Genomic DNA, 24,971 nt, shown 5'->3' on the forward strand with positions numbered 1-24,971 from the left:
TCATTAACCTCCTTTAGTTTTACGTTTGGCAGGATTTTTTGATGAGGCCTGTTGGCTGGTCATTTTTGTATAGAGTTCAAACAATTTTTCCAACCGCAACTCCTCAGGGAACGCTGTGCGAACGGTATCGCCTCCTAAAAAATTACAGGTGAAGCAGCAACCAATATAAATGCGCTCCAGGCCATCATCATTGTGGTCATGGGCCTGGCGGACGAGAGGAAATTCACTATCTATGCGGTCGGGGTCGTACATATCGGCAATGGTGGCGGGGAAATATTGCTCACGGGCTAACAAAATATTCTCGGCATTAGGGCTTGATCTGAATTAGTAGTTCCTGAACTGATAATACTAGAATAGGCGAACTCGAAAAGCCTTGCGTATCGCGGGTGACAATTGCATCCAGGCCTTGGGCCACGGCACAAAAAATCTGAACCGCATCCTCAAAAAATAAGGGTCGCTCCAGCAGAAAATCCAGAATGATGTTGGTATCTATTAATGTTCTCATTACAAATATTTATCCATGCGGCGTTGTTCTAACAGGGCAATTACCTCTTCATCTGTGGGTGGTGCGTGATCCGTTTTGAGCAGGCCCCGCATTGTTTGAATCGCTCTAGACTGCTCGGATTGGGTTGTGGTGAGTTGTTTTTGCTGGATCAGTTCGGCAAAGCGCAGGACTTCACGGATCTGCTTTTCTGAAAGGGTTGCGATGAGTTGATGGAGTTTTTCAGCGGTAGTCATGACAGTTAGGGGATAAATGTGTTTTGACGATGGGCCTGGGTATGAATTTTTTCAAGGTTGAGCAGATTCAGCCGAAACTTCCAAAAAGTCGATCCCACGATAGACTTGCTCAATTGGAAAGCTCAGGTTTACGGATTGCAATTCTACGGTGTCCCCAGGCCGGTAATTGATAATCTCCCAATGATCATTACTATTTTTGCGATACAGATCAATGGCAATTTCCTGGGAACTGACTAAGACGTAATCTTGGAGTTGCGGATTCTGACGATAGCGAAAAAACTTTTTGCCCCGGTCATAGGCTTCGGTACTATCCGACAACACTTCAATGATGATGCAGGGGTAGGTAATATATTGGTCGGTTGTTTTATCTCTGGGATCACAACTAACACTGACATCGGGATAAATGTAGTCATTGGTTTCAACAATTTTCACTCGACAATCGGAGTTAAAGACCTGACAACTGCTATTGGACAAGTGATTATCCAGTAAAGCACCGAATTTCAAAGCAATACGGCTATGGTTTCGGGTTCCCCCACTCATGGCATAAACTTCACCATTGATATATTCGTGGCGGTGTAATTGTTGCTCTTCCCATGCGAAATATTCAGTAGGTGTTAATTTTGGGGGTTGATTCGGAACTGCAATCATGATTTTGCTCCTTTGATTTTGGACTGGTTAACTTTCTGGCTAGTCATTACGGCGAATTGGTAGTTGACGAATACGAACGGAGTCATCAGTAATAGTTACTGCTACACCATCTGTCAGTTCTTTTTCTATAGAAGGCAACATCTCCAAAAGCTTTTGAGTAACTAAATTAGGTTTAGCAGAAGATAGGCGTAAGGTAATCAAACTCGGTTGTTGAGCATTACTTAGAGCTACCAACATGGAAAAATCTAAGTCTTGAGTTAGGATGACTCGACCCTTAACTCTAGCAAGTTCTAAAATCTCCACATCGGCAGCACTTGCAGGTAGAAAATCTGTCGTTCTTACGGTGTTGTAGCCTTCTCGATTTAAGGCCGCTACTGTCAACGGAGAAATATGAACATCTGCCAGCAAACATAAATTACTCATGCTGAAGTTAAGCTAACCATCCGATCAGAGACAACCCAGGCCGCGTAATTAAGAGCCTGACGAATATCTTCTTCTTCTAACTCGGGGTAAGATTCCAAAATTTCCTGAATAGATAGCTGACTGGCTAGGAGCTTGAGAATGAAACCCACGGTGATCCGCATTCCACGAATGGTGGGCTGACCGAGACATATCTGTGGGTTAATTGTGATCCGATCTAGGTCTGTCATGATGTTGCTTGCCCTACTCTTAGCTCTCTTTTCATATCCTACTCTTGGCTTTCCGTTTAGTTGATTTTTTGGCAGGGGCCTGTTGGCTGGTCATTTTGGTATAGAATTCAAACAATTTTTCCAACCGCAATTCCTCAGGGAACGCTGTGCGAACGGTATCGTTTTTGAAACGGCGACCAATATAAATGCGTTCGAGGATTTCATCATTGTGGTCACAGGCCTGGTGGACGAGGGGAAATTCACTGTCCATCCGGTCGGGGTCATACATATCGGCAATGGTGGCGGGGAAATATTGCTCACGGGCTAACAAAATATTCTCGGCATTAGGGCTTAATCTGAATTAGTATTTTCTGAACTGATAATACTAGAATAGGCGAACTCGAAAAGTCTTGCGTATCGCGGGTGACAATTGCATCCAGGCCTTGGGTAAATGCGCTAAAAATTTGAACCGCATCCTCAAAATCAGTCAAGTTAGAGTTCAACGCAGATTCTAAAACGACTCGATCAATCGGACAAATAACCATAGCGGTTAATACTGCTGAAACAGCTTGTCGTGCTTGTTCAATGCTCTGAGTATATTTACGAGTGATATAGAAAATATCTGTCAATATTGTAGCAGTAACATAACCGATAATTTGTCCGGTGCTGATGGTTTGAAACAGGAGTTCTGCATTTTGAAAAAATGGTTCTCGCTCTAATAAGAAATCTAGAATTATATTTGTGTCAATTAAGATTTTCATAGGATGTATTTTTCGACTCGCCGTTGATCTAAGATTGCCGCGATTTCTTGATCACTGGGAGCAAGTTGATCTGTTTTGAGAAGTTCTCGCATTGTTTCGATTGCTTTAGCACGTTCAGAAACAGAGATGGTTGTATCATGCAAGGATTCGATGATTGCGGCGGCTAAGGCAAGGCGATCTTTGGGCGGCAATTTCATCACAGTTGCTTTTAGTTCTATTAGAGACATAATGGGGAACTCCATTTATGCGGATTTTTGTGAGTAGTTGTAAACAGGAACTTGAATGAAATGATCTGGTTTATTACTATCTAGAATAGTGTTTTGCAAGTATTCAACAGTTGATGATGAAAAAAATTGCTCACCAGTTTCCTCATTGACACGAGCAGGAACATTTTGGATTACAATAATTTGATCATTTACATTTAATGTATAAGTCACATTTTTTTCAATTAGTGCTTCTTCTTTATTAATTTCCATTGTGACTTATTCTCCTTTTAGTAAAGTTATTAGTCCATTTTCCGAAATCAGGTTCGTACACTGTAATAACTTTAATGAGTGGGCGATTTGGATAACTACATTGAACATGGAGCGGGCGGTTTGTCACTGTCAAGCCAAGAATCAAACAGCTTGGCCCATATTTATCCTGTGGATAGTGTTCGATTATTTGTTCATTAGCAATTGCCTCTCTAATTTCATAAACTCGAATTTTTCGTAAAATGGACTGATCAACAGCGTGCTTAGAAAATTCAACCTGATCTCTTACAAACTTTTGCTGTATTTCGATAATTAGTTGATCCATTTAGATTATAGTGTGATTTCTTTTCTCGAGTCAGTAGCTTTAGATTTTCTGTTTTTTGAGTCTGTTGCTGGCTGGTCATTTTGGGCAAGCTGATGATGGGCGAGGCGTTAACGACCCAACGTCTAACCACGGCCAACTTCCTCGATGAGTTCTTCTACTGTGGTCTGGAATGGGGAAACTTCAAAACGATTTAGGGCTTGCAAAAAGGCTTGACGACTGATGCCTGCTATTTCGGCCGCCTTGGATTGGGAAATTATGCCCATTTCATACCATTTGACTACGGCTGTAATCAGTAGCTCTTGGGCAAATTCATCTGGGGTTGAACGCAGGGCAGAGAAGGCGCTTTCAGGTAAGTTGAGTTGAATTTGAATCATAGGGTCTAGACCTAGTTAGTCATTAGTGTTTAAGTGATTATTTTGTTGATTTCCGGTATCGCAACAGCCAAAAATTGTTCGGCGCGCTCAATTTGTTCTCTAGCTTGGTCGTCTGTGACAGCATCCAAATGCCCATAGTCGCCAGCCGAGCGTAGTTCTTGGGCCTCAATCAAGTAGCGGTGAAAGTCTGGGGAAACTCGTTGGGGTTTGGCAAATTCTTTACCGAAAGCGGCAATTACAGCAGAATGTTTAGAAAATGAGAGTCCTTCCCCTTCTAAAAAGGCTTCGGCAATGTAGAACATGGCGTAATAGGCACGAGAGGCTGCGTACTCTGGGTAGGCATTGGCAAGGAGGAGTTTAGCTGCTTGTAAACTTTTTTGGGCTTTGAGTAGCAGTTCTTGTTGCTCCTTGGTCATAACAATACGCCTTCTTGACGGATGTTACGAATGAGGACGTTATTACGGGTTTGGTAATCAGCTTGATCCATAAAGAGGCAGCTAATCACCACATCGTAATTAAGGGACAGTTCAGCAATAATTTTGCCAGTTCGTTTGATTTCTTCGCCGGGATTGGTCATAGAAGCCAGCACAACAAGAATATCAATATCTGATTCGGGTTGTTGATCCCCACGGGCTTGGGAGCCAAAGAGGGTGAGATGGATGAGGCGGCTGGTATAGAGTGTTGTGAGTTCTTGTTTCAAATGTTGAAGGATAATTTGAAGTTTTGGAGTCATAATTTTGCTCCTTTGGTTCTGCGTTGGTTAGTTTTCTTAGCTACGGCTGGTTGGCTGGTCATTTTAGTATAGAGATCAAACAACTTTTCCAAGCGTTCGGTATCGTTTCTGTTAGAGACATAAATGGTGGCTCCTGACGGTAAAAGTGGGGATAGATAATTGCATTGGCTTTAATTAGGATGATGCCCGTTTTTTCTGGCTTTGAGATACCGACTATTTTGGCCATTTTGGATCAAGAAATATTGAAGCTCACATCAACTGGATTTAACTAAAGAGCGAACAGAGAGAATCTCATCGGAACGTAAAACCTCTACTTTCGATCTTGGGACAGTAATGACGGCAAGAGACTCACCCACAGCATTAAATATTTCTAAAATACAGCCTTCTTCACCGTTACGGGGATGGGGGACAAAATCAATCAGTGTTGCAATATCTCCGGCTCTGAGGTTATATTCCGGCAAGTCGCAGATTAAGGCAACGTCTTGGTATAGTTCTAGAGTCATGTTCAATTCTCCTTGAGTGGTTTGAGGGTCACGAACTGAAACTTTTGATCAACTTGTCGTTTCAGCCAAATTGTAACAACAGATAGGATGACAGTATTTGTGCCAATAATTTATCCTGCAACTTGATAAAAGGTTCCATACTCGTTATTTTGATCTTCTATAGCTTCACCGATTTTTATAAGTGACCGAATAGCGAGTTTCAATGCTTCTGGATTTTCTGTTGTGAATCCAGCCTTTGCTAAAAACTTTGACTTATCATTTCTAAGTTTCTGAACTAGGAGATAATGAACTATTTTATCGTCTGAAATAATTGCATCGTCTGGAATTTTCACTCTAAAACTCCTATGAATTGGCTATTTCATATGGCGTAAAATCTCTTCACCGGATTCTGAAATATTGGATTGTCCAGATTGACCTAAGGCTGTAATGTTTAATAAAAAGTTCTGCTTTGATTGTTGGACGATTGATTTAGCCATGATTATGTTTCCTCTTTTTTTGAGATAGATAAAGGGTTCAATGCTGCTAAGTTTTCCGTTTAGTTGACTTTTTGGCAGGGGCCTGTTGGCTGGTCATTTTGGTGTAGAGTTCAAACAATTTTTCCAATCGCTCCGTATCGTTTTTGAAGCGGCGACCAATATAAATTCGCTCTAGAACTTCATCATTGCGGTCATGGGCCAGGCCAACTAAAGGAAATTCACTATTCATCCGGTCGGGGTCATACATATCGGCAATGGTGGCGGGGAAATATTGCTCACGGGCTAACAAGATATTTTCAGCGCAACGGGTCAAATCGGCTTTGTTTTGCTCGGTGAGGGTGGGGACAGGAAAGGTATTCCAGCCGAGGGTATTGGTGTAAGAAAAATCTGTTCGCATTCTTGCGCAAACAGTCGCTACCCACACTAAATTAAGACGTGAGCAAATAATGGAGAACGGCCAAAGATCACTACCATTCATTGTGAAAGCTTTATTTGATACAACTGTTCCAGATGGTAAGACTCCTATCGGAAGATACGGCCTATTTTCCGAACTAATCACAGGAATACAAATAATTGGTGACAGCGGTATGGGTTTACGCTCATCAAAACGATGAGACCAGTTAGCAGCCTTAACAGTTGCAGCCTTTTTACTGTCTTCTCTAAATTTTCTTACTCTCTCTATCCGTTCAACTATCGCAGCTTCTTTTTTGGCAACTTCAAGCTGAGTATCTTCAATCCAAATGCAATATCGGTAACTTCCGGAAATTAATTCTCTTGAACCGATAAATCTCTTAATAAATGTATTTTTTGCTTTTTGGCTAATATTAATAGTTTGTAGTTCATGACTTTCGAGGATGAGATGACCGCCATCAGTCGGTGAATTTCCACGAACCATATCTGGAAGTCTTGATAGATTTTTTGATGATGGGTAAACAACAACATCAGATCCAGCTATTAGATATGGATTAATATTATCGACATCCTTGACAATGGTTCTTTCTTCATCCGAAATAGAGTATAAGAGCCTGGATTTCATATATTGCCTACTAATACCAACAATAACCACTGTCACGCCAGCATTATGATTCGCTAAGTTAGACCATTTAAAAGAAGTATGTGCGAATGTAATTTTATGTCCCATATCTAAAATTAGAGACCATAAAATAGGTACTTGCTGTCCTTGAATCAGAGAGTTTGTTGCGACAAATGCTGCTGTAGTGGTTGTTTGAGTACCAAAATCTGCTGCTTTCATAAACCAACCAGCAACATAATCTAAAGATCTCCAACCTTGAAGCCTTCCATCAAAGATTTCAGCCAGATCAGCCTTTTGTTTATCAGATTGCCATTTACTACCCAAATACGGCGGATTGCCACAAATGTAAGTCTCCCCGCCCTCATTTTCAAACTCAATCGCCGCCTGATCCTGTGTTTCCCCCCACAAATCCAAATCCTCCCGCTGCACTTTTACCGATGTTCCTGTGGGTGGACAAATACTGAGCCAATCCAACCGCAAGGCATTCCCGCAAGTAATCCAGTTATCCGCCTTCAGGGGCAAAAACTCCGCCAAGGCTAACTGCGGCCCCCGGTACAAGACATCACATTGATATTCCGCAATAATCAACGCTAACCGGGCAATTTCACAGGCAAAATGACGAATTTCAATCCCCCGAAAGTTGGTTAAGGGAATCTCAGAATGCCGATCCGCCTCATGCCGCCGCTGGTTAATTTCCGCCTCAATCGCCCGCATTTCCTTGTAGGCAATCACTAAAAAATTCCCCGAACCACAGGCCGGATCAAACACCCGAATCTTGGCCAGCCGTTGCCGTAAATTGAGTAACTTCCGGGCATTGTCCCCCGCCGCCTCTAATTGCCCCCGCAAATCATCCAAAAATAACGGATTCAAGACCTTGAGAATATTCGGCACACTCGTATAGTGCATTCCCAACGCCCCCCGTTCCGCCTCATCCGCCACGGCCTGGATCATGGAGCCAAAAATATCGGGGTTGATTTTTTTCCAGTCCAAACTGCCCACATGGAGCAAATAAGACCGGGCAATCTTGCTAAACCTGGGAACCTCCACACTGCCTGCAAACAACCCACCATTGACATAGGGAAAAACATTCGCCCAATTCCGAATCCCCGCTGCTTCCCGCTGTTCCAAGGGAATACTCATCGCCCGAAACAACTCCGACAACACCGCATGGGTATTCGAGGCATCCCCCGCACTCATCTTGGCCACAGTCTGGGTAAACAGCCCCTCGGAATGAAAAATGTTGGTGTCCTCAGCAAAAAAGCAGAAGATCAACCGGGCCATGAAGTGGTTCATTTCTTCCCGGCGGTTGGCCGCATCCCAATCCGGGTTTTCCTTCAGTAGCTCCACATACAGCCGATTCAGCCGCCCCGTTGCCTTAATGTCAAACGCATTTTCCCGAATTTGCTTAACGGTCGTGATTCCCGCCAAGGCCAAGAAAAAGCCAAAATGATCCGCAAACTCAGAATAGGCACAGGCAACCGTTTCCCCCTCGATCAAATTTTCCGCTTCAAAATCCAGGCCATCTGTCGCCAGAATAAATTTGGCCTTGTAGCGAGCCGTGGCCGGACTGTTCCGTAAAGCCGTGAGTGTGGCCGTGACTTCACCCGCCGGACAAACCTTGAGATGGATATTGTTCCGCTGGAGTACGCCCCCCTGGTCGGATTGATTGCTATCCCCTTTTTTCAGCTTTTGGATTGTGGTGGGCTTATTGCCAAAGGCTTCTAAAAAGGCAAAGGGAAAGGTTTCAGGGTCAAAAGGGGCGGCGGCTAAGTTAGAGACTGCTTCTTCAATTTCAACGGCATTCATCAGCCCACTACCTGTCCATCAAGCACTGAAGTTATCCTCTACCCTAACCTATGCTGCTCCACCCGCCACAGCCATTCCCGGCCCTGCTTTGCTGCATGGCTAAAGGTGAAGGCATAACGGTCAAACTCGCTTGTCGGTTGTACTTTCTCCAGTCCCAACACCGCAGCCAATTCCACAATGGACAGAGCAGGAGACCCTGGAGATGATCACAAGAACAAGCCGCAGACGTATTTACCAGGCAAAAAGAAGGTTTCACTGAATTCAGGACAAAACCCGCAACGTGATCGGACTATTAAAACTATGGCGGTTGAGCGCATCTAGCTTGGCCTGGAGTTGGGCTACCTGGGGCCTGGGAAGCTGAAAGACCTCGCTGTACCGCACCCGCACCATTTCCCCACCCAATTCATAAACATCAGATACCCGACCCGGATGGTCTAGCACCACGCGCACAGGTAGTAACTCGCTCAATGCCGTAGCATCCAGGCCATGCCCCAATCTCTGACCCTGTGTTGGGTAGCCTCGATGGCCTGGGACAAATTCCCCATCAATACAGTGCTATTACCAGGCCCCCGCCATAACTCAATCAGACTTTTAACCTGGGGTAAAAGCTCATTAGGGACTCGTAGCATCGTTGAGGTTGCACTTTTTCCAGACATCTTGACTCCTTGGGTGATTCACCACCATTTGCATCAGAAAACCTTATCAGTCGGGCATTTTGGTATTAAACCGAACCGTTGGGCGATAGCACCCGCTTATCAATGCTCCTAAATTGCCTCAGTCCCATCTCATCCCTACGACAGAATCAACGTTAGACTAAGTTACATGAACTAATCGTAGTTTCTTCATCTAACTTTCTTCTATCGATCGTTAGAAAATATCATGACGGCCCAACCTCCCACAATACAGAAAGCACCGAGTATAGATCGTCTTTAGAAAATGAATCGTACTTTCCAGCAACATAGAGTATTAGGTAAGGAAGAAAATAGTTATGTATAACCGTACTCCCAAGACTTGAAATGGTTTTCCTGCCATATCTAATTTCTGAGAAAACTTCTTCATTGAACAAGCCTTCCGGTATGGGAAACTTAACAACAAATGGCTTAATCTTTTCAAGATCGATCCAAGCGTCAATCTCTTTAGAGTCGGATGTATAAAAATCTTCTCTATCGACAACTAAAGAACAGAACCTGGATAGAATCACATCAAAATTATTGTATATTGCGCTATCTAGATTTTGAAAAGCGCTGATTGCTTCATCTGAAAGAATAAATCTGAGTCCATCCTGTAATATCTTTTCTCTATCTCCATAAATGGAAAAAAGATATCTACCTAAAAGTATTTCATGGAGTTCTGATCCTTTTTTATATCTTTTATTTACGACGACCTTATCTATGAGTGATGGGTTTTTACTCAAGATCAAAAAGTACTTTTTTCTCTTAGATGGGATACTAAAATCAAATTTTCTTCTCTCTTGGAATTTATTTTTAATATACACATACAGAGCAATCACAATAGTAAAGCTGCTTATTATAGTAGCTACATTAGCAGCATATGCCATGGTTTCAGGTGACATCAAAGAACCAACTCCTAATTATTTTATAACTAGTGCTTATACAGCAAAATACTAAATAAATCTCTTTATAGTCTGTTTATCGTGCATTTTTCCTGAAAGTACCCAAAATTTACTACATATTTAAGATTTTGCTCAGTAACCAGCCACCTAGCTTTTTAAAATTATTTGAGAGAAAGAGTTTTCACTGATCCTTAGTAAAAACTTGGATGAGACTTATGACTCAATTAGAATCTGTGGCGACTCCATCTGGGAAATTTCCCACTTCCAGGCCTGGTTAGGATGGAAGTGTAGCTTAGACCATCGGAACAATGCCCACTATCAGCAAAGCGATTGAGATTGCCACCCAGGCCCACCAGGGACAAGTAGATAAAGCGGGTAAACCCTACATTTCCCACCCCTTAGCGGTTATGGCCCTGGTAGATGGGGAATTAGAAAAGATTGTGGCCGTATTGCATGATGTGGTGGAAGATACCCCGATCAGCTTGAATGACTTAGCGGCTGAAGGCTTTAGTGCAGAGTGTTTGGCGGCAGTAGATGCCATCACTAAGCGAGATGGTGAACCCTTAGACGATTACCTAGAGCGGGTGAAGTCAAATCCCATTGCTATCAAAGTGAAGCTGGCAGACTTAACTCACAACATGGATTTAAGCCGGATTGCAGAACCTACAGCGAAGGATTTTGCCCGGATTGAACGGTACAAACAAACCTATCAAACTCTCCAGGCTATATCTGGGGAATTTCACAATTGAGCTAAATCTTTCCCAGCAATAGATGTGGTGGCGCATTCTGATGTGCCGATACGATTTCTGGTAGGACTCTTCTTATTAGCTATTCCAAGCCATGCCCAGGCCTCGCAATTTCTTACAGTGTTCTCTATTGAGCTACTGATTGACGAACTATATTTCCTAGTCCCAGAATCGTAGCCAGATCAGAACTCGGTAGCAGTCATCCATGAATAGCCGCTTTGTCCAATGCCTCCATTCGCTCTACTAAATAATTCTCACTGTGGTTCAAGCAACGGCACGGTCTAATTGCTCCCTCAAACTTTGACCATCGGAGGGTTCTCCCCGTGTCAAAAACTCATCGGTTGCCATCAAAAGCTTTAGTACATCCTCTCCAGTCTTTAGCCAAACAAAAATCATAGACCTTGTGGATTGACCAATCACCCATTGCGTTCCGGTCAAAACGATGTCGTTTTCAAATTGGAGATTGAGGTCATGTAAGACACCCTCAAACCAGCCCCGTAACATTGCATCAGTCGTTGTTATCATGGTTTTCTGCCTCTTTTTGATACTTCGTAATTTGATCCGCTGTTAGCCCGGAAATTGCCCCAGTATCGGCTTCCAGGAGTTGGATGCCCTCTCGGTTTAGTTCAGTGTTCACCTCATACCTGCAAGGTTTTTTGAAGTGCAGCGGGGTTCGTAGTAGGAGCTTTGCGCCGATGGGGTAGGTCATGAGTGAGTCTCCTTAAGTTGGTCACGCCGTATCTTTGCTGCATCCAGGCCCGCAATATTGCCCGAATCAGACTTGAATAAATAAATTCCGTGTGCATTCCGTGGCTTAATCACCTCCCACCATTCCGGCTTAAAGTTCTTCGGGTCAAAGGGTTCAAACCAATTCCTGAGATAAACTCGCGTTCCCACCGGATACGGATCAGGTTCAACTGTGACGGGTTCGCTGGGGGATTGGGGGAGTTCCCACCGGATGATGGCTGACTAATTCGCCTTGAGCCTTGCCCGGTCGGGTTTCTCAAGCGTCACCACATCATCGAAAACCTCGACCACTCGATACCCAATTCCAGACTTATCGTAAGCCACTGCACCTAGAGGAATATCAATGACTACCATAAATAACCTCCAGATACCCTTTTCCAAGATTGACCGACCAGTAAAAGGCTTAAAAATATCGTCAGCATCGTCAGTGAAAAATCAAAAGCCTTACCTAGAGAGGGTTTCAGTGCTGACGATATTTTCACCTTGCTGACTGGTTTCACCGCTCGCGAAATACTTTTAGATTTCATTGGGCATTACCTCGGAGTCATCAGCCAGTTTTTTAATCTCGATCATCGAGTTCCCCCATGCCCATCTCGCGTAGTGATAACCGCAATCCCACCCGCTGCCAAATCGGATTTGAGTCGGTTCAGTTGTCGGGATAGAGAGTTAGTGGACTTAGGCCAGGCCCGTGATTTGACCGTAGTTTCTTCGGTATAGGTCTCTAAACGTTTCAGCAGTTCGGTAGCAGTCCCCGTCAAGCTGCCCCCGCAACCATCAAACTGATAGCCTCAGCCAACGGGGAAGCCTCTAAAACTACTTGCCGGGATAGTTCACGAGTTTTGTCGAAGATAGTCAGGAAATTTCCTTCGGTGTCAGCGTCAATCCCTAACGCCTGTTCCGCCGCAATCGCCAATTTGCCGTAGTCAGCCAACCGGGGAAGGTCTTTATCCTCCAGGGTTTCCCGAATTGCTAGGGCCTGGGACAGAATTGTTAGCAAGGCTCCCAAAATCCCTGGTTTCATGGCTTCTAGCTTGGCTTTGAGCCGTTGCTTTGTAAGCCGTTTAGGCTTATCAATCTCTGGCAACTGCACCATTAAGAGCCGGTCTGCCAAGTCATCACGGGTTACAACATGATCGATGGCGGTGATAATTTGGGGCCTGGAAAAATCGAAATTAGTTTCACCTTCAGTTTCAAATAGCGTCCGGGTTGAATGTCCGAATTTAGTGGCCACCCGGCGCCGAATATCGCTTTCAGGTTCTGAAATAAAACTTACATTGTCGTAACACAGGAGCCAACGCCGTAAACCAGCTACACCAACCTTATGAGCATCGCCAGAAATATGAATTAAGGGAGCCTTGCCAGGGTCAATGGTATTTTTCAGGAACTCGGCTAGAGTCGTTTTTCCGCTGCCCCGACAGGCCACCAAAAGCAACACGGGATAATCCCCAAGTGGAGTCAAGCAGTACATCCAGAAGGTGACGATAATGACCCATGTCCGTTTTGCTTCTGGGGTGTCAGAATCCAGACCAAGCAGGGCTTTGAATTTGTTTAGATCACCACCTTTGATGGGAACAGGTAATGGGAGCATGGAGGATGGCCGCCAGAAGCGAATCGGAGGACGATCCAGCACGCGCCAGCCTTGAGTATCAATCTCAACGGCCTGCCATTGTTCATTCGCTAAATCAATATAGATTTTGCCTTCATGTTCCCCAACTCGAAGCCATACCTTGTGTTCTGGTCCATCAAAAACCGCAAGACTTTCAAGGGTGGTTCGGGCTGCGGTATAGGCTTCCGAGTTGAGACATTTACCGTGCAACTCGAATAATTGCCGGGCCAGCCATCGCTTAAATTCCGTTGACCGAAGCCGATAAGTGTGACGGCAATCATTCACGATCACATCCGCATAAACCTCATTTTCAGCATCATGAAATAAAAAGGCTTCTGCCTTAACAATCTCAATGATGAGATCTGCCACACCTCGCATTGGGTCAGAACTCGCCGCTGTCCGTTCCTTTTGCTTTAGAGATTCCAAGGTCAGGTCCAAAGATTTTAGGTTTTCCTGGTAAAAGCCTGACACCCGCAAATCTTCAACAGAGCAATGTTTCAAAAACTCAGTTAAGACAGCCTCACGCACAGGAGAAGCTAGTTTTAAGGCCTGCCCGTCTGGATAGCCCCGCTCCTTCAACCAATCAATAAGATTTGGGAGAAAGTTAGCGACCCAGGCCAAAACTGGCATGGAGTTTTCACTGACCATAGCCGCCAAATTATCGGCCGTCATCTGGGGGTTGAGATCAAGATACTCATCCAGTCCAACCTTTTTCTGATTCATCGATGGGAAACAACCAATCGGAACGCCGGAAACAAAGCCGGTTCGGACAATACCCGCCGCTACTCCAGACTTTTCGATCGCGTCTGAATCCGCAAGAAAAGGGGCCGGTAACTCTAGAAGTTCAGCATTTGGATCAGTTTCGCAATCTTCAGAAGAAAAAAGCCAAATGCCAAACGTAGAGACTGCTGGGATGCCCCGCAAAGCTGCCTTGGCCACCCCAACCACATCTTCAGTTGTCAAAATAACCTGAATTTCACCATCAGGATTCAGGATTAGATAGGGATTGTAGAATTTCTCTTTGCAGTTTTTTGGCAACAAATATTTAGGAGTTTTCTTAATTGGCTCCAATTCCTTGGACTGCCGCCATTCATTGATTTTTTGAAGGTGATCTGCCTGAGCATAGTCATCAGGGTAGAAATTCCGGGCAATTCCAACTGTCCCGTCTTTTGTGAATGGAAAGAAAATAATCCCATCAGGACTTGTAGCCAACGGTGGAAATCCGTAAGTTTCGCTCGTGGACTGGTCATAGGTCAGATGACGGATTTCCAGTAGCTCACAGTCTTAAAGACTTAAGCCCCGATTGCTCAAATAAGATTGGATTTTTGTCGAGTTCATTGCCTTTTTTACTCCATGTAATTTGTTAATGAAGTCAAAGGCGATTAAGATTAGATTGCGCTTGGGTTTCGCCGCCCTAAATCGCCTTTAACTCAAAATTTTTGAAATCCCTGGTTCGCCTCCGGGGATTTCGCTTTTAAGCGGCTTTTAGCCCTCCTTTCCCTTTCCAGGCCTGGTTACTAGGCAGACTTGCTAAATAATTGTCAATAGCGACTTGGTGGGCAGGCCCGCCGCCAGTGGCTAGAAAATCCTCAATTAGTGGTAAATTCCAAAGAATCTTGCGCGGGTTGGGGCCTGGAATTCTTACCCAGTGCAGCCCCTCAGCAAAAATTCCTTCGTCACGAAGTTGTTGCAGCTTGGTTTTCCCTAGAGGAACAACTTTAATTAAATCCGGGGTTGTAACAAATTTTGCTTGCATCATAGAATAGTCCTGTGATTTATTTGATTGAGCCGGGGTGATGCCCGGTTTTTTCTTGAGAGGTTGGGTGAACCCGTTAAGGTTTTTGGGGATAACTTTAGGGATTATATGGTAGGTCTTCTCAAAACCTTTTGGCCTGCTATAACTAGAACTAAACGTTTTTTGCCGATGTATATCGGCTAGGTTTTTCTGCGCATTGCCATGAGTCACCCGCAGTTCTGACTAAGTAGTGTGCAAAACTTGATCAATTTAGCCATACATCATCTCGCTCAATTTCACTGGCTTTAATTTGGACCATGCCCCTGCCAATTGCATCATCTTTGACACCTAAAGATAGAGTGTGACGCTTGCCAGAATATTGCCACCGTAACCGTAATAAACCTCGGTGATGCTCAATCGTAACTTTACTCATGGGAAACCTACGGGGGTAAAAATGGGGGTAAACTCAACGCCCAAATAACCCTTAAAAGCCTTCTTTCGTTGGCTTATTGACAATAAAAAGCGACCTTTAGAAGTGTCTTAGAACTCCCAAAAGCCTTACTGTGTCTAGGCTTCCCAACCTATGGAGCTAAGCGGATTCGAACCGCTGACCCCTTCAATGCCATTGAAGTGCTCTACCAACTGAGCTATAGCCCCTTTTTTGTCAGGATATCATCCTATTCTCAAACTAGGGATTTTGTCAAGATACACTGATAGTTGACCAGGGCAAATGCATACCCAAAGAGGTAAAGATGGGAATGCCCAAATCAAGACTTTCCCATGACTGCCCTCATCAGACCTACATCCAACTTACCATCGCACTTTCAAGCACTAGGGGAGCCGAGAGCAGCAACCTTTTTGGAGCACAAGCTGTTGGACATGATTGGGTGACTCCTCTGTGGAGTTATTTGTGGTGCAAATAGCTGAGTAGAGATAGAGGCGGATGGGAAAGCGAAAGAGTCATGGTTACAGGGACTTCTCGAGTTAGGGAATGGCATCCCCTCTCATGACAGGATTAGCCAAGGGTTTGCCGCCTTTGGGTTCAATCAGTCGCTCAACTGAATCTGGGGGAAATTATCACTACTGATGGGAAAACAGCGCGTCACGCCGACAACTGGGGCGGGAAAAAGGAAGCCATACTGACAAGTCAGAAAAATCAGATGGTGGGTGGGGGAGCGGGCCATGTCACCCTAGATGCATTGACGAAGCCTGCCGTAGGTGTTGGGAGCACAAACTTTTGCCCAAGCGGTGCGTAGCCATTGGGGAATTGAGAATCAACGCTATTGGGTCTTGGATGTGGCCTTTAGCAAAGAGCATTCATGCATGCGCAAAGACCATGCCCCTGAAAATGTTGCTTTGATTCGACATAGAGTTCTTAATCTCTTCCGACAAGATTCCTCGACCCAGGCCGGACTGAAGTCAAAATGACTCAAAGCTGGATGGAGCAATGATTACCTCTTTGGGATACTTGTCACTTGAGTATGCGTTTCCCCTCATTAAATTAGGTTGAAGCTCCCTTCAAGAGTAGATTTAGAGCGCGACGGATGTATTCTGTCCATGATTCCGAGGTAGGTTGAAAAACTAATGTATGAAGCATAATCCCGCTCATCATGTCAAAGACTAAACCAGCATCTAAGTCTGCCTGAACCTCATTTCTGACTTTGGCCCGTTCTAGAACAACTGCAAAGGCTTTCCGACGCGGCTGCATATATTTAGTCCAGTAGATCTGTGCAAACTGAGAATTTTTTGAAGCAGTGCTAATAATCATGGCAACAGTCTGTCGTCCCAGAGGGCTGAGAGTGATCTGGGCCGCACTGTTAATTAATTCGTCAAGGTCACTCCAGAGATAACCTGTGTCAGGAATCACAATATCTTGTCGAAGGCTCTCAATCGCATCTGCAACTAATTCCTCCTTGCCACTGTAACGACGATAGATAGTGGTTTTGCCTACACCTGCATGAGTCGCGATGGCATCAATACTCATTGCATCAAAGCCAACTTCTGCCAGCAGTTCTATGGTTGCTTTCAGTATCGCTTGATGAGATTGAGTGCTACGAGGTCTCCCCGGTGATTTTCTATTGATCCTATCCATACGTGCTAATATAATTTACGGAACTAAGTCGTATCGTAATTCCATAAAAACGCCACCTCGCCCATACTACATGGATAGAAATAGCACTCAAACACTTCAGGAAGGTCTGGAAGAATATTATGTCTTCAACCCTCACATCACTCCTCCAAGCAGTCAGCCACCAGAGTTTGCTAAAATCCTCCTTGCGCACGATGTTAGTCATGTCATTTACGGCTGCGATACAGGAATGTATGACGAACTAAAAATTCTGCCTTTATTCTGGTGGACAAGTGATTGCACGTTTCAGCGGTTCTGTGCAATGAGAAATCGAAATACACCTGCTGTGGACGTGATGTACGATGACATGACTAGAGAAAAAGGTGCGTTTTGGCTTTATGGCGAAGTTCTAAAGATTCTGCCTCTGCTCATTCCAGAATTGATCTCAATCTGGTTCAAAACTCGTAAACGAGAAAAACGAGTTCCCTTTCTAGAATTTGAGCCTTTGCTTGATCAATCTCTTTTGAACATTCGTCGAGAGTTTGACTTATTACAGTTTATCGAGTAAACAATTTATTTTTTGTTCTATCTGCTAGTCAGCGGCCCGATAATGAGAACTGGAATGCTAATGCTCAAAATTTGTGGTCTAACCCAGGCCTTGCAAGCGATAGAAATTGCCAAGTTGGGGGTAGATGCCCTTGGCTTGATTTGTGTGACCCGTTCCCTCCGCTATATTGACCCGTTCAGAATCCAGGAAATTACCGAAAAATTAGCTGCGTTTCCCAACCTATTAACCGTGGGTGTTTTTGCCAATGCGAAACTCGAAACTATTAATAAAACCGTGAATATCTCAGGGATTAACACAATTCAACTCCACGGCCAAGAATCACCTGAATTTGTCACCACTCTCAGAACTAAATTCCCCAATCACACGCTAATCAAAGCCTTAGGAGTTAAAGATCAAGCCAGTTTAGACCAGGCCAAAGATTATGCCCCATTAGTCGATATTTTGCTCCTTGATGCTTATCATCCCCAACAATTAGGGGGAACTGGCCAGGCCTGGGATTGGAATTTGCTTAAGGACTTTCAGCCGGGTTGTCCATGGTGGTTGGCGGGGGGCTTAAACCCAGACAATGTTGTTGAAGCAATTAGATTAACTAATCCTGATGGCATTGACCTATCCAGTGGAGTTGAATTAAGTCCAGGGGTTAAGAACTTAACAAAAGTCCAGGACCTAATTCAAACTTTGCAACCGTTTCGCCCATAACCAAGGCATCAAAGCATAAACTAAAAGTAACAGATAATAGACAGTCCCAGAAATAGGATCTCGTGCCAATAGGGCCTGGGTGATGCTCATGCCTCGTAAGCCAATCCCAACTGCAACTTCAGCCGCCAATAAACAGGCCAATGCTAAAATGCCAACCCCTAAATAGCCAAGATTCTCATTTGCTTTGAGTTCTCTTGAGGTCGTTTTCACAATCCATTGAGCAGATAGAATAATCACCATTAACATGAACGGCATTTCTAACAACTCAGCCCAGCGATTTCCTAACCAAGGCACAAGCCAGATTGTTCTCACAATGCCCAAGCCAAACCCAGCCCCAAACACCAGGCCAAAGTAGAGTATCCCCATCTTGAGTCCGACCACTCCCGCCCCCTTCGCAAATTCATGGCGTTATGTATCAAAAGTCTAAGTTAAATGGCTTGGGCTTAACATAATTTTGAAAATTGATTGCTAGAAAAATTGTGCTAGTTTAAGGGCATTAACTGGGATGAGAGTGAATACCCGGCCTGGTTAAGGAATGTTTTCATCTGAATTAAGGAATAGTTAATTATGTCTTCCCTCACCCATCTCTGTCCCGATCTGCAAAACACGGTTGATCAATTCCTGCAACTGATTCACCAAGAGCCAACCCTACAAACTCTTGATACGACCCAGGCCAGAACCTCCCTCGGTAAAGCAGTTTCCCCCACATTTCAAATTGTCTTTGCCGGGGCTTTCAGTGCTGGGAAATCTATGCTCATTAATGCCTTGCTAGAACGAGAACTTCTTTATAGTGCCGAGGGCCATGCTACCGGAACTGAATGCTTAATCGCCTATGCCGAACCTCAACTGGAGCGAGTTGTTTTAACATTCCTCAGTGAAGCGGAAATTCGGGAGCAGGTTTTAATCTTAGTCAACCGCCTCAAGTTGCCAGCCACCATTCACCTTAACGATCCCAGTGCTGTCCAAACTCTCCAAAAACAAGCCCAAGCTATCATCCAACAGGAAGGGGGGGAAAGTAAGTCGGAATTAGCCAAACAGGCCAGTGCCTTAAATTACCTATTGGCCGGATTCATGCACAATCGGGAGCGGATCCATACCCAAAATAACAATACCTTTTCAATGGAGCAGTTTAATTTTGCCAATATCCAAGAAGCAGCCAGTTTTGCGCGACGCGGAATTAATAGTGCTGTCTTAAAACGGATTGAATATTACTGTCACCATGATTTACTGAAGGATGGCAATGTTTTAGTTGATACGCCAGGAATTGATGCTCCCGTCAAAAAAGATGCAGATCTAGCCTATCAACGCATTGAAAACCCTGATACCTCGGCAGTAATTTGTGTTTTAAAAGCAGCGGCATCGGGGGAATTGAGTACCGAAGAAACGGAACTATTAGAGAAAACCCGCAGTAATCAAGGGGTACGAGATCGGGTTTTTTATGTCTTTAATCGGATTGACGAAACCTGGTATAACACCCAACTTCGCCTTCGCCTTGAGCAGTTAATGAATGATCAATTCACTGGCAACTTAAGGATTTATCGTACCAGTGGCCTCTTGGGTTTTTATGGCAGTCAAGTCAGGCGAACGAATGGTACTAATCGGTTTGGCTTAGATAGCATTTTTGCTGAAAGTGTTAAGAATAGTGGCGGTAATGAAGAAACTCCTCAGTTTGTCTATGCCTTTAATAACTACTGTGCTAACTCTGGAAAATTATTGGGGAAGGGGTTTAATGTTTATGTGAGTGGTGGTGATACTCCCAATGACAACTATGTGCGGATTTTGACCGAGAATCATGAGCGATTAATTGAGCAATTAGTTAGTGATAGTGGTGTCGAAGAGTTTCGCTCTGGAGTAACGCGCTATTTAACTGAAGAAAAACGTCCATTGTTGATGGTTAATTTAGCTGATGACTTGCAACCATTATGCATTAGTATTCGTAAGCTATACTTGGATACTTGGCAGCATTTAGAGGCTCAACCTAATGATGTTGTAGCAATGCAGGAGCAAGATTTACGGAAACTCAATCATGAATTGAAAAAAGCAGGCGATGATTTTCGACTACATATTGAACAGGAACTAAACCAGGCTATTGCCAGTAAAGATAACAAAACCTATGAAAATGATTTCCTCAAACTCAGTCAACGCATGGTTAATCGCCTGGATGAGTTATTAGTTAATTTCTCGGTTGCTGATGTTTACCGTAATGCCCAGGCCAGCCACAAACGTAATTCCACTGTTCCCATTTTAGGAATTCTGGCGGAAGCGTTTTATTACCTTGCCAATGGCCTGGAAGATACTCTAGTGGAAGCTTCTCAGGAAACAATTAACAACTTTTTTGCCAAACTCCAGGAACGAGTACACCAACAACCTTACTATCGAGAACTCTTTCGGATGTTAGGCAATGACGGAGGTATTGAACAACGACTCTCCCAAGTCCAGCAAAGTACAATCAATGCCATTACCACGATTGCCAAAAATGAATGTGACAGTTATGTGCGGGAACGTCCAGAATTTTACACGGAAGATACGGTTTTTATTTGGCAACTTCGACAAGCATTTCAACGGGCCTGTCAACAATCAGATTGTCAAAGTTTAGTGGATGCCGAGCAATCAATTCGAGATTTATTAAAGTTAGATTTTGAGCGCAAAGTCCGGGGCACGATTGTTTTTACCTATCGTCAAAAAGTTAACCAAACCATCAACAGTAGTTTACTCGAAGTTTTGAATAATCAGGCCGAGGCAATTTTGCAACAATATGATCATGCGCGACAGTTTATGGGTAAAACCTTGGCCAAAGAAGCAGAGGAGACTTTGAAGAAAAATCAACTCAAGAAAACAGAGCTAGAGCAAAAAATTGAAACCTATAACTCTTCTGTGAACAGTATTAATTCCTGTTTAGAACTCATGGGCCTGGATCGGAAGAAGTTACCCTTAATCTTGAAATCAGATTTGGTCTTAAACCCTACCACTGTTTATGTTGCTTCGCCTGAATTACCTCCGCTGCCCAACACTGATGCTGTAACCCCTTAGTTCTATTAACCCTCTAATTTAGGAGATCAATTTATGGAGTCTGAATTTTGTCCAGTTAATAACGATCTATCTGTTATTTCATTCAAGACTGGTACTTTTAAGTTAATCGACTTGATTGAGATGCTGACTAAGTTTGGCAAAGATTGGAATTCTTCGATTTCAGAGCAAATTGGTGCACAGGGCAAGGGTAATATTCCTCAAAAGTTTTTATTTGAAGGAGTCGAAGCTGAACTTTTAGAACCAGGACAGTTGAAATGGATTAAAGGGAAAGCACGCATTAAGATTACTCTGGAATTTGCATCTGATTCTTCATTTCCACCTAAAGTTACTGAATCTTCAATGCTAAATCTTGATGAAATTCGTAAAATGAGTGTTGAGTAGTTGCAGGTTGTAAATCTATTAGCATATAGGTTGAGTCGTGAGTTATCTCAAAGAAAGACTACAAACGGATAGTTGGGTAAAAATACCTTGGGATGAGTATATTCAGATAATTTCAGACCCTCTATATACCCAGGCCAAGAGTTATTACTACAAAGACCATATGAGGCTTGAGATGTTACCCGTGAGTTTTGATCATGGACAGAATCATATTGTGCTAATTTTAGCCGTTAATTTGTTTGCAGCACTCAAAGGTATTCCTATCACAGGGTTAGATACAACAACGCTGCGTAAAACTGGAATTCGGGACTGTCAGCCAGATGTGTCTTACTACCTTGAAAATAATGCTCAAGTCATTCCTTCGGGAACAGGTATCGTGAATCTGGATCATTATCCTGCACCTAATCTAGTGATTGAAATTGCCAAGAGTTCATTACTCGATGATGTGGGGACAAAACGGGCATTATACGAGGAATTGGGTGTCAGTGAATATTGGGTTGTAGATGTCCAAACGCCTCAAATTTTAGCCTATGCTGTTACTGGCCTGGGCAGTCAACGAATTCAGGTTTCCCAAGTATTACCAGGCCTGGGATTTACACTACTAGAAGAAGCTCTAAATCGGAGTCGAGAAACGGATCAATCTCAAGTCGTGGCCTGGTTATTAAGTCAGTTTCAAACAGAGGAACTTAGCAATGGACTCTAATTTTGCTCCAATAACAAACGAAAAAACAGTTTTACTGATTGATGAAACTGCTTTTAAGTATGACAAGCTTCAGAGAAGTGTGGATAGATACTTTACATCTAGCACTCGTCTAAATGAGTTATTTAGCACAATTCAGCAAGCTGGTTTAGGAAACTTCACTCAAGATATAAATATTTTCAATGATGGTATAAATTGCGAAACTCTCGAACCTGGATATGGAGACTGGATTAAAGGCAAGCTACGTTTGAAATTTAGTTTAGAATTTTGCCCTGACCCACCTCCACCTCCTGAACCCGAATCCACAGATATTAACACTTCACCACTTGATGAAATTCGACAAATGAATGTTGAATAATTTTAAACCGATCTACTCCTGACTGGTTGTATTAATTAACACTTCAATCTTAAGAGTTTCCATAATTTCCCCAATTATTCTATTCACCCCTCCTAAGATGTGAGAGTTGAAGTCTCGCCCAGGCCTGGTTTCAGCGTCATTATCGAACATTAAGGACTACTTCATCCCATGACGGAATCACCCAAACTCACATCTGCCTCAGGTTGCCCAATTGCCGATGGACAAAATGCCTTAACCGCTGGTGCCCGTGGCCCTTTATTCATGCAAGATGTCCAACTCCTTGAGCAAATGCAACACTTTAACCGGGAGCGGATACCAGAGCGGGTCGTCCATGCCAAAGGGTCTGGGGCCTATGGAACCTTTACCGTCACTAAACCTATCCCCGAATATACCCGCGCTAAATTTCTCAGCGAAGTCGGTAAACAAACAGATGTCTTTTTGCGATTTTCAACTGTAGCTGGAGAAAAAGGGGCTGCCGATGCGGAGCGGGATGTCCGGGGGTTTGCCGTCAAGTTTTACACCGAAGAAGGCAACTGGGATCTAGTCGGTAACAATACCCCTGTCTTCTTCATTCGCGATCCCTACAAATTTGCCAACTTCATCCATACCCAAAAACGTCATCCCCAGACCAACCTGCGCGATGCCAATATGCAATGGGATTTTTGGTCACTCAACCCTGAATCCTTACACCAAATCACCATCTTGTTTAGTGATCGGGGCTTACCGGCCAGCTATCGGCACATGAACGGCTACGGCAGTCATACCTATTCGTTTATTAATGCGGCTGGATCACGCTTCTGGTGTAAATTCCATTTCAAAACTCGTCAAGGTGTTAAATGTCTCACCGGAGAAGAATCTGCCAACTTAATTGGAATTGACCGCGAGTCCCATCAACGGGATTTATTTAACGCCATTGAGCGAGGTGAGTTTCCCAGTTGGACCGTGAAAATCCAAGTCATGACCGAAGCACAGGCCCAGGCCTTCCAATGGAACCCCTTTGATCTCACTAAAGTTTGGCCCCATAACCAGTTTCCTCTCATGGAAATTGGCATTTTGGAACTGAATCGCAACCCCATCAATTATTTTGCCGAAGTCGAACAGGCCGCCTTTAGTCCTTCCGTTTTTCCCCCTGGTATTGGCCCCAGCCCCGATAAAGTTCTCCAGGCCCGCTTAATGTCTTATCCCGATGCTCAACGCTACCGAATCGGGGCAAACTATCAACAATTACCCGTCAATCAACCCCGCTGTCCGGTCATGCACTATCAACGCGATGGAGCCATGTCCACAGGGTTTGGTGGGAGCAGCTTGAATTACTATCCCAACAGTGATGATTCTGCCCCCAAAGAAGCCCCAGAGTTTCAAGAACCTGGCCTGTCCTTAGGGGATGTGGTTGCTGATCGCTATGACTCACGGGATCAAGATGACTACACCCAGGCCGGGAATTTGTGGCGCATCTTTTCCGAAGCCGAGAAGAACCGCACCGCCCAGGCCATTGCTGGAGCTTTAGGAGGGGCTAAAAAAGAAATCCAACTTCGGCAACTCTGTCACTTTTTCCGTGCCGATCAGGAGTATGGTCAGCGGGTAGCCCAGGCCCTCGGTATTGAGATCGATCCAGCTTTGCTAAAGTAGTTCCGCCGTCCGTAAAGTCAGCCCTAGGGTGGTGTTTTGACAATTTCGGGAATTACGGCATGATCATCTAGGACTGTTGCGGCTAACCCGTGTTGAGATGGCAAAACTGATGTGGTCAAAAACCTTAGGAACAATCCTAGGCCTGGGAATTATCCTGTTTCTTTTGGCTGGTGGCTACTATTTACTGGTTATGCCCCTGACTGGTTCACCTCCGCGCCCTGAATTTGAAAATGAATTCCCGATCACCGGCCCACCCCCCAAACCTAAAACCACCCCAGTTGCCAGTCCATCTGTGCCTCAATCACCCCCAGCCCCCAGCCCAACTCCCACAGTCGCAGCCCAAGAAGCCAATGGAACCGTGATCGAAGCGATTGGCTTGAGTGTTCGTAGTGGCCCTAGTCGTGCAGAAGCCACCTTAGGGGGAGTAGCCTTGAATGAAACTGTCACCATTCTAGAAGCCAGTGCTGATGGGGAGTTCTACCGCGTTAAAACCAGGACTGGACTGGAAGGTTGGGTCATCGCTGCCGGGGTACAAGCCAATTCGCCTATCCCTAGCCCAGCCCCAGAATCCCCCAGCCCCAACATTAACTCCAATTCTCAATAAATCGGCATATCATATTTGGTGTTATGTGGCT

41 protein-coding genes and 1 tRNA gene are annotated in these 24,971 nt (G+C 44.3%); 10 read left to right on the top strand and 32 right to left on the bottom strand.

What is annotated here, in order from left to right; translation table 11 throughout:
* Positions 1–3: 3 nt before the first annotated feature.
* The 22 genes from SYN6312_RS09845 to SYN6312_RS09940 form a co-directional block, all read right to left on the bottom strand.
* Positions 4–294 carry a hypothetical protein gene (locus tag SYN6312_RS09845; protein WP_041430809.1) on the bottom strand — a complete coding sequence of 97 codons (291 nt, stop codon included), beginning with the start codon at positions 292–294 and terminating at the stop codon, positions 4–6.
* Between the two features lie 13 nt (positions 295–307).
* Positions 308–505, bottom strand: a complete 198-nt coding sequence (locus tag SYN6312_RS09850; RefSeq protein ID WP_051020993.1) for a hypothetical protein — start codon at positions 503–505, stop codon at positions 308–310.
* Entirely contained in the window at positions 505–738 is a 234-nt protein-coding gene (locus tag SYN6312_RS09855; protein WP_015124731.1) for a DUF2281 domain-containing protein, read from the bottom strand. Before SYN6312_RS09855 ends, SYN6312_RS09850 begins: the two co-directional genes overlap by 1 nt.
* A 51-nt stretch (positions 739–789) precedes the next feature.
* Positions 790–1,386: a Uma2 family endonuclease gene (locus SYN6312_RS09860; RefSeq protein ID WP_015124732.1), complete on the bottom strand. Its 597-nt coding sequence runs from the start codon at positions 1,384–1,386 to the stop codon at positions 790–792.
* Between the two features lie 39 nt (positions 1,387–1,425).
* Positions 1,426–1,809, bottom strand: coding sequence for a DUF5615 family PIN-like protein (locus tag SYN6312_RS09865; RefSeq protein WP_015124733.1), 384 nt, complete (start codon positions 1,807–1,809; stop codon positions 1,426–1,428).
* Complete coding sequence (locus tag SYN6312_RS09870; RefSeq protein WP_015124734.1) at positions 1,806–2,036, bottom strand: DUF433 domain-containing protein; 231 nt, start codon at positions 2,034–2,036, stop codon at positions 1,806–1,808. Before SYN6312_RS09870 ends, SYN6312_RS09865 begins: the two co-directional genes overlap by 4 nt.
* A 31-nt stretch (positions 2,037–2,067) precedes the next feature.
* Positions 2,068–2,349, bottom strand: a complete 282-nt coding sequence (locus SYN6312_RS09875) for a type IIL restriction-modification enzyme MmeI (RefSeq protein WP_371257401.1) — start codon at positions 2,347–2,349, stop codon at positions 2,068–2,070.
* A 10-nt stretch (positions 2,350–2,359) separates the two neighbouring features.
* Positions 2,360–2,776 carry a PIN domain-containing protein gene (locus SYN6312_RS09880; RefSeq protein ID WP_015124735.1) on the bottom strand — a complete coding sequence of 139 codons (417 nt, stop codon included), beginning with the start codon at positions 2,774–2,776 and terminating at the stop codon, positions 2,360–2,362.
* Positions 2,773–3,003 (bottom strand): hypothetical protein, encoded by a 231-nt coding sequence (locus SYN6312_RS09885; RefSeq protein ID WP_015124736.1) that lies wholly within the window; start codon positions 3,001–3,003, stop codon positions 2,773–2,775. The genes SYN6312_RS09880 and SYN6312_RS09885 overlap by 4 nt, the downstream gene beginning before the upstream one ends.
* A gap of 15 nt (positions 3,004–3,018) precedes the next feature.
* Complete coding sequence (locus SYN6312_RS09890) at positions 3,019–3,252, bottom strand: YgiT-type zinc finger protein (protein WP_015124737.1); 234 nt, start codon at positions 3,250–3,252, stop codon at positions 3,019–3,021.
* Complete coding sequence (locus tag SYN6312_RS09895) at positions 3,242–3,574, bottom strand: DUF4258 domain-containing protein (protein ID WP_015124738.1); 333 nt, start codon at positions 3,572–3,574, stop codon at positions 3,242–3,244. The genes SYN6312_RS09890 and SYN6312_RS09895 overlap by 11 nt, the downstream gene beginning before the upstream one ends.
* Before the next feature lie 122 nt (positions 3,575–3,696).
* Positions 3,697–3,948 carry a UPF0175 family protein gene (locus tag SYN6312_RS09900; protein ID WP_015124739.1) on the bottom strand — a complete coding sequence of 84 codons (252 nt, stop codon included), beginning with the start codon at positions 3,946–3,948 and terminating at the stop codon, positions 3,697–3,699.
* Between the two features lie 29 nt (positions 3,949–3,977).
* A complete protein-coding gene (locus SYN6312_RS09905) occupies positions 3,978–4,364 on the bottom strand; it encodes a HEPN domain-containing protein (protein WP_015124740.1) in 387 nt (128 codons plus the stop codon).
* Positions 4,361–4,681, bottom strand: coding sequence for a nucleotidyltransferase domain-containing protein (locus tag SYN6312_RS09910; protein ID WP_015124741.1), 321 nt, complete (start codon positions 4,679–4,681; stop codon positions 4,361–4,363). Before SYN6312_RS09910 ends, SYN6312_RS09905 begins: the two co-directional genes overlap by 4 nt.
* A gap of 254 nt (positions 4,682–4,935) precedes the next feature.
* On the bottom strand, positions 4,936–5,184 hold the full coding sequence (locus SYN6312_RS09915) for a DUF4926 domain-containing protein (protein ID WP_015124742.1): 249 nt from the start codon (positions 5,182–5,184) through the stop codon (positions 4,936–4,938).
* Positions 5,185–5,294: 110 nt separating this feature from the next.
* The gene (locus tag SYN6312_RS09920; protein ID WP_253276333.1) at positions 5,295–5,516 is read right to left on the bottom strand and encodes a DUF6883 domain-containing protein; all 222 of its coding nucleotides are present in this window, start codon (positions 5,514–5,516) and stop codon (positions 5,295–5,297) included.
* 21 nt (positions 5,517–5,537) lie between these two features.
* Complete coding sequence (locus SYN6312_RS20750; RefSeq protein ID WP_256377471.1) at positions 5,538–5,660, bottom strand: hypothetical protein; 123 nt, start codon at positions 5,658–5,660, stop codon at positions 5,538–5,540.
* A gap of 46 nt (positions 5,661–5,706) precedes the next feature.
* Entirely contained in the window at positions 5,707–8,499 is a 2,793-nt protein-coding gene (locus tag SYN6312_RS09925; RefSeq protein ID WP_015124743.1) for a DNA methyltransferase, read from the bottom strand.
* A 38-nt stretch (positions 8,500–8,537) separates the two neighbouring features.
* Complete coding sequence (locus SYN6312_RS19820) at positions 8,538–8,675, bottom strand: hypothetical protein (protein WP_156804773.1); 138 nt, start codon at positions 8,673–8,675, stop codon at positions 8,538–8,540.
* A gap of 85 nt (positions 8,676–8,760) precedes the next feature.
* A complete protein-coding gene (locus tag SYN6312_RS09930) occupies positions 8,761–8,994 on the bottom strand; it encodes a hypothetical protein (protein WP_172636048.1) in 234 nt (77 codons plus the stop codon).
* Complete coding sequence (locus SYN6312_RS09935) at positions 8,964–9,155, bottom strand: hypothetical protein (protein ID WP_015124745.1); 192 nt, start codon at positions 9,153–9,155, stop codon at positions 8,964–8,966. Before SYN6312_RS09935 ends, SYN6312_RS09930 begins: the two co-directional genes overlap by 31 nt.
* A 221-nt stretch (positions 9,156–9,376) precedes the next feature.
* Entirely contained in the window at positions 9,377–10,072 is a 696-nt protein-coding gene (locus tag SYN6312_RS09940; protein ID WP_015124746.1) for a hypothetical protein, read from the bottom strand.
* A 308-nt stretch (positions 10,073–10,380) separates the two neighbouring features.
* On the opposite strand from SYN6312_RS09940, the gene SYN6312_RS09945 reads away from it, so the two are divergent.
* The gene (locus SYN6312_RS09945) at positions 10,381–10,821 is read left to right on the top strand and encodes an HD domain-containing protein (protein WP_015124747.1); all 441 of its coding nucleotides are present in this window, start codon (positions 10,381–10,383) and stop codon (positions 10,819–10,821) included.
* A 261-nt stretch (positions 10,822–11,082) separates the two neighbouring features.
* Here the strand turns inward: SYN6312_RS09945 and SYN6312_RS09950 are convergent, their stop codons facing one another.
* The 8 genes from SYN6312_RS09950 to SYN6312_RS09975 all read right to left on the bottom strand — a co-directional run bounded on the left by SYN6312_RS09950 (position 11,083) and on the right by SYN6312_RS09975 (position 15,563).
* On the bottom strand, positions 11,083–11,343 hold the full coding sequence (locus tag SYN6312_RS09950) for a hypothetical protein (RefSeq protein WP_015124748.1): 261 nt from the start codon (positions 11,341–11,343) through the stop codon (positions 11,083–11,085).
* A complete protein-coding gene (locus SYN6312_RS09955) occupies positions 11,327–11,527 on the bottom strand; it encodes a hypothetical protein (protein WP_015124749.1) in 201 nt (66 codons plus the stop codon). The genes SYN6312_RS09950 and SYN6312_RS09955 overlap by 17 nt, the downstream gene beginning before the upstream one ends.
* Before the next feature lie 260 nt (positions 11,528–11,787).
* Complete coding sequence (locus SYN6312_RS20755; protein WP_015124750.1) at positions 11,788–11,919, bottom strand: hypothetical protein; 132 nt, start codon at positions 11,917–11,919, stop codon at positions 11,788–11,790.
* Between the two features lie 215 nt (positions 11,920–12,134).
* A complete protein-coding gene (locus SYN6312_RS09960) occupies positions 12,135–12,323 on the bottom strand; it encodes a hypothetical protein (RefSeq protein WP_041430814.1) in 189 nt (62 codons plus the stop codon).
* A complete protein-coding gene (locus SYN6312_RS09965) occupies positions 12,320–14,383 on the bottom strand; it encodes a hypothetical protein (RefSeq protein ID WP_015124751.1) in 2,064 nt (687 codons plus the stop codon). The genes SYN6312_RS09960 and SYN6312_RS09965 overlap by 4 nt, the downstream gene beginning before the upstream one ends.
* Before the next feature lie 262 nt (positions 14,384–14,645).
* Positions 14,646–14,930 (bottom strand): hypothetical protein, encoded by a 285-nt coding sequence (locus tag SYN6312_RS19825; RefSeq protein WP_015124752.1) that lies wholly within the window; start codon positions 14,928–14,930, stop codon positions 14,646–14,648.
* 241 nt (positions 14,931–15,171) lie between these two features.
* Positions 15,172–15,339: a hypothetical protein gene (locus SYN6312_RS19830; RefSeq protein ID WP_156804774.1), complete on the bottom strand. Its 168-nt coding sequence runs from the start codon at positions 15,337–15,339 to the stop codon at positions 15,172–15,174.
* A 151-nt stretch (positions 15,340–15,490) separates the two neighbouring features.
* Positions 15,491–15,563 (bottom strand) — tRNA-Ala (locus tag SYN6312_RS09975).
* Between the two features lie 564 nt (positions 15,564–16,127).
* On the opposite strand from SYN6312_RS09975, the gene SYN6312_RS20095 reads away from it, so the two are divergent.
* The gene (locus tag SYN6312_RS20095; RefSeq protein ID WP_172636050.1) at positions 16,128–16,334 is read left to right on the top strand and encodes a transposase; all 207 of its coding nucleotides are present in this window, start codon (positions 16,128–16,130) and stop codon (positions 16,332–16,334) included.
* A gap of 73 nt (positions 16,335–16,407) precedes the next feature.
* On the opposite strand, the gene SYN6312_RS09985 is transcribed toward SYN6312_RS20095, so the two are convergent.
* Positions 16,408–16,998: a TetR/AcrR family transcriptional regulator gene (locus SYN6312_RS09985; RefSeq protein WP_015124753.1), complete on the bottom strand. Its 591-nt coding sequence runs from the start codon at positions 16,996–16,998 to the stop codon at positions 16,408–16,410.
* A 70-nt stretch (positions 16,999–17,068) separates the two neighbouring features.
* On the opposite strand from SYN6312_RS09985, the gene SYN6312_RS09990 reads away from it, so the two are divergent.
* The gene (locus SYN6312_RS09990; protein WP_015124754.1) at positions 17,069–17,542 is read left to right on the top strand and encodes a hypothetical protein; all 474 of its coding nucleotides are present in this window, start codon (positions 17,069–17,071) and stop codon (positions 17,540–17,542) included.
* Positions 17,543–17,596: 54 nt separating this feature from the next.
* Complete coding sequence (locus SYN6312_RS09995) at positions 17,597–18,241, top strand: phosphoribosylanthranilate isomerase (RefSeq protein ID WP_015124755.1); 645 nt, start codon at positions 17,597–17,599, stop codon at positions 18,239–18,241.
* On the opposite strand, the gene SYN6312_RS10000 is transcribed toward SYN6312_RS09995, so the two are convergent.
* Positions 18,209–18,622, bottom strand: a complete 414-nt coding sequence (locus SYN6312_RS10000; protein ID WP_156804776.1) for a hypothetical protein — start codon at positions 18,620–18,622, stop codon at positions 18,209–18,211. The two genes, SYN6312_RS09995 and SYN6312_RS10000, sit on opposite strands and share 33 nt — an antisense overlap.
* Positions 18,623–18,808: 186 nt before the next feature.
* Here SYN6312_RS10000 and SYN6312_RS10005 point away from each other — a divergent pair, with 186 nt between their 5' ends.
* From SYN6312_RS10005 to SYN6312_RS18320, 6 genes are all read left to right on the top strand, one after another.
* Positions 18,809–21,271: a dynamin-like GTPase family protein gene (locus tag SYN6312_RS10005; protein ID WP_015124757.1), complete on the top strand. Its 2,463-nt coding sequence runs from the start codon at positions 18,809–18,811 to the stop codon at positions 21,269–21,271.
* A gap of 33 nt (positions 21,272–21,304) precedes the next feature.
* Positions 21,305–21,652, top strand: coding sequence for a KGK domain-containing protein (locus SYN6312_RS18310; RefSeq protein WP_015124758.1), 348 nt, complete (start codon positions 21,305–21,307; stop codon positions 21,650–21,652).
* Between the two features lie 37 nt (positions 21,653–21,689).
* Positions 21,690–22,352, top strand: coding sequence for a Uma2 family endonuclease (locus SYN6312_RS10015; RefSeq protein ID WP_015124759.1), 663 nt, complete (start codon positions 21,690–21,692; stop codon positions 22,350–22,352).
* Positions 22,342–22,707, top strand: coding sequence for a KGK domain-containing protein (locus tag SYN6312_RS18315; protein ID WP_015124760.1), 366 nt, complete (start codon positions 22,342–22,344; stop codon positions 22,705–22,707). Before SYN6312_RS10015 ends, SYN6312_RS18315 begins: the two co-directional genes overlap by 11 nt.
* 168 nt (positions 22,708–22,875) lie before the next feature.
* Positions 22,876–24,336 (top strand): catalase, encoded by a 1,461-nt coding sequence (locus tag SYN6312_RS10025; protein ID WP_015124762.1) that lies wholly within the window; start codon positions 22,876–22,878, stop codon positions 24,334–24,336.
* A gap of 109 nt (positions 24,337–24,445) precedes the next feature.
* Positions 24,446–24,940, top strand: coding sequence for an SH3 domain-containing protein (locus tag SYN6312_RS18320; RefSeq protein WP_015124763.1), 495 nt, complete (start codon positions 24,446–24,448; stop codon positions 24,938–24,940).
* Positions 24,941–24,971: the final 31 nt, after the last annotated feature.

It is taken from the genome of Synechococcus sp. PCC 6312 (genome assembly GCF_000316685.1).
Lineage (GTDB): Bacteria > Cyanobacteriota > Cyanobacteriia > Thermosynechococcales > Thermosynechococcaceae > Pseudocalidococcus.